This is a genomic window from Kitasatospora sp. NPDC127067 (genome assembly GCF_042724755.1).
Classification (GTDB): domain Bacteria; phylum Actinomycetota; class Actinomycetes; order Streptomycetales; family Streptomycetaceae; genus Kitasatospora; species Kitasatospora lactacystinica.
Window position 1 is genome coordinate 1 of the sequence record NZ_JBHXEM010000270.1, and the last position, 3,446, is coordinate 3,446.

Annotated in this window: 2 protein-coding genes; one reads left to right on the forward strand and one right to left on the reverse strand. The window is 77.3% G+C overall.

All coding sequences use genetic code 11. The annotated features are described in order from the left end of the window. Positions 1 to 2,226: ATP-binding protein (locus ACFWJ4_RS41190; RefSeq protein WP_380554495.1), on the reverse strand; the 2,226-nt coding region annotated here is incomplete at its 3' end. A 247-nt stretch (positions 2,227 to 2,473) separates the two neighbouring features. Here ACFWJ4_RS41190 and ACFWJ4_RS41195 point away from each other — a divergent pair. Next, positions 2,474 to 3,325, forward strand: coding sequence for a class I SAM-dependent methyltransferase (locus tag ACFWJ4_RS41195; RefSeq protein WP_380554498.1), 852 nt, complete (start codon positions 2,474 to 2,476; stop codon positions 3,323 to 3,325). Positions 3,326 to 3,446 lie beyond the last annotated feature (121 nt).

The following is a 3,446-nucleotide window of genomic DNA, read 5'->3' on the forward strand; positions in this document are numbered from 1 at the left end:
GCCGTCCAGAGCGCCGTCCGCGGCGCCGTCCGGACCGTCCGGCGTGGAGCCCAGCACCTCGGGGACGGCCGCCATCACGGTGGCGATCGCCCGGACCGGGGTGTCCGGCGCGGCCGGGGGCAGCCGGCGCAGGGTGGCGAGCAGGCGCAGCGCGCCGGTGCCGGTGCCGAGCCCGCCGCCCGCGGCGAGCAGGGTGTTGACGGTGCTCAGCGCGGTGAGGGTGCGCACCGGCTCCAGCAGTTCGGGCCCGGGGCGCAGCCGGGAGACCGGGCCGCCGGTGTCCTCGGCGAGGGCGAGCAGCCGGACGTAGTTGCCCTCGGCGGTCCACAGCCCGGCGAGGACGGCGGCGGTGGCGGCGACCGTCGGTCCGTCCCCGGCGGCGAGGGCCAGACGCAGCGCGCGGACCAGGTTGTCCTGTTCGGCCCGGACCAGCCGCCACTGCGGCACGGCCGCCGGGCCGAACGGGCCGTCGTGGTGGGCGATGCCGAACTCCCGTGCCCAGGTGAGGAATCCGGAGGTGACGGTCTCGTCCTCTGCCGCCTTCGTCCGCTCGGCCGCGCCGAACTCGCGGACCGTCTCCAGCATCCGGAACCGTCCGCCGCTCGGGGTGTCGGCCAGACGCAGCAGGGACTGGTCGACCAGGTCCTCCAGGACGGTCAGGACGTCGGCACCGGTGCTGCCTGCGGCGGCGCCGAGCAGCCGCTCCGCCGTCTCGGCGGTGAAACCGCCGGGGAAGACGGACAGCGCGCGCAGGGCGGCCCGGCCCGGAGGGTCCAGCAGGTTCCAGCTCCAGTCGACCACGGCCTGCAGAGTGCGGTGGCGCTGCGGCACGTCGCGCGGTCCGCCGCGCAGCAGGGCGAAGCGGTCGGCCAGCCGGTCGGCGATCCCGGTCACCGTCAGCACCCGCACCCGGGCCGCCGCCAGCTCCAGCGCCAGCGGCAGCCCGTCCAGCCGGGCGCACAGGCCGGCGACCGGACCGGCGGGCAGCTCGACGTCGGGCCGGGCCGCGCGGGCCCGCTGGGCGAACAGCTCGACGGCGGCCGCCCGGTCCAGCTCGGGGAGCAGGTACAGCGATTCGGCGGAGATCCCGAGCGGCGTGCGGCTGGTGGTGAGCACCCGCAGGTCGGGGCGGGCGGCGACCAGCGCCCGCACCAGGTCGGCGACGCCGCGCACCACCTGCTCGCAGTTGTCCAGCACCAGCAGCACCGGCCCGGGGCCCAGGGCGCCGGCGATCCCCGCCCGGTCCCCCGTGCCGAGCGAGGCCGCGACCGCCCCGGCCACGTCCCGGTCGGCAGCCACTGCGGCGAGCGGCACCAGGTGCACCACCCGCTGCGTCGCCGCGCGTGCCACGGCGGCGGCCAGCCGGGTCTTGCCGAGCCCGCCGGGGCCGACCACCGACACCACCCGGGCGGCGCCCAGCAGCTCCGCCACCGCGGCGAGGTCGGCTTCCCGGCCCACCAGGGCGTTCGGCTCGTGCGGCACCCCGCGCCGCACCGGCGCCGCCTCGCCGCGCAGCAACTCCTGGTGCAGTTGCCGCAGTTCGGGGCCGGGGTCGGCGCCCAGGGTGTCCCGCAGGCCGCGGCGGTAGCGGTCGTACCGGCCGAGCGCGGCCGCCGCCCCGGCCGTCCGGGCCTCGCTGCGCAGCAGCTCCAGAAGCACCTCCTCGTCCCTCGGCTGCCCGGCGGCCTCCCCGGCGAGCGCCTCGACGGCCTCCGGGTGCCGCCCGGTGCGCGCCAGCGCGAGCGCCCGGCCACGCCGCAACGCCCGGCCGGTACGGCCGCGCTCGACGCGCAGCGCGGACACCGGGTCCGTCCCGTCAGGGTCGGCGGGCCCGCTCTCGCCTTCCCAGAGCTCCAGCCCCGCCTCGGCCTCGGCGAGCGCCCCGGCGTGGTCCCCGGCCCGCGCCTTCTCGGCGCAGGCGGCGGCGTGCAACAGCACGGCGGAGGCGTCCACCCGCTCCTCCCCGAGCCCCAGCCGGTACCCGGTCGGCGTGCTGACGATCAGATCCGCCCCGAACTTCGCCCGCGCCCGCGACACCAGCACCTGCAGCGCCTTCTCCGGCCGCTGGGGCCCGTCCTCCGGCCACAGCCCGTCCACCAGGCTCCCCCGGCCGCACCCGCCCCGCACCTCCCGCGCCAACAGCGCGAGCAGCCCCCGCAATCCGGGGGCGGTGACCTCCTCGCCCCGGCAGGAGACGGTGGACAGTATCCGCAGTTCGATCGTCACCGCGTCAGGTTAACGATCACCCACGGGCCGGCGTCGCCGGGCTCCGTGACCACCCTCCCGCGCACCGGTCCTGATCCCCGGTCGGCGGACGTGGGCCTTGTGCCGCGGCACTCCGGTGCCTAGGGTCTCGATGTATCGGTTCGATACATCGGACCGATACATCGCGCCGTCCGGGTCGGGTCGACCCCGGTCGGCCACAGCGCGCTGTGCACCCACCCGGCACAGACGCCGATCCGAAGGAGCTTCGATGACGGGGACCGACCACACCACCGGGCACCACCAGGACGCCGCACCGGGCCACCTGCGCACCGGGCAGCCGTCCGCACAGGACGAACGGCGGCTGCACAGCTCGTCGTTCGGCAGGGCGGCGGTCGCCTACGCCGAGCACCGCCCGGACTACGCGCGGGCCGCCGTGCGCTGGGCCCTCGAAACCGCGCCGGGCCCGCGGGTGCTCGACCTCGGCGCCGGAACGGGCAAGCTCACCGCCACGCTGGTCGCCCTCGGCCACGACGTCGTGGCGGTCGAGCCCGACCCGGCGATGCTGGCCGAGCTGCGCGGCACACTGCCGGACGTGCGCGCGCTGCCGGGCAGCGCCGAGGCGATCCCGCTGGCGGACGGCTCCGTCGACGCGGTGGTGTCCGGCAACGCCATGCACTGGTTCGACATGGACGTCGCGGGCCCGGAGATCGCCCGGGTCCTCGCGCCCGCCGGCGTGCTGGCCGGCCTGTGGAACGTCTTCGACGACGGAGTCGACTGGGTGGCCGGCCTCGCCCGCGTCACCGGCCCCGCCGCCATCGGCCCGCGCGACGTGCCCGCCGGCTGGCGCACCGAGACGGCGCGGATGCACCTGCCCAGGTCCGGCGGGGGCGCGTGGTTCGACTCCCCCGAGCAGGCGGAGTTCCCACACGGGCAGCAGCGGACCGCGGAGTCCCTCGCCGCCACCCTCGCGACGAAGGCCGGCGTCCTGGTCATGCCGGAGCAGGAGCGGAAGGCCCTGCTCGACGCCACCCACGCCTATCTCGCCGACCGCCCGGAGACCGGCGCCGGCGAGTTCACCCTCCCGATGCTGACCAGCGTGCTGCGCGTCCGCCGGATGTGAGCCCCGCCGCCCCGCCCGTCCGACGACCGGTGGCCCCCCCACCCCGGTGTTCACGGGCGCGGGGGGCAACCAATGGGCCCTCACCCTGAAGCTTTAAACCCCGAACGCCCCGTGGACACGC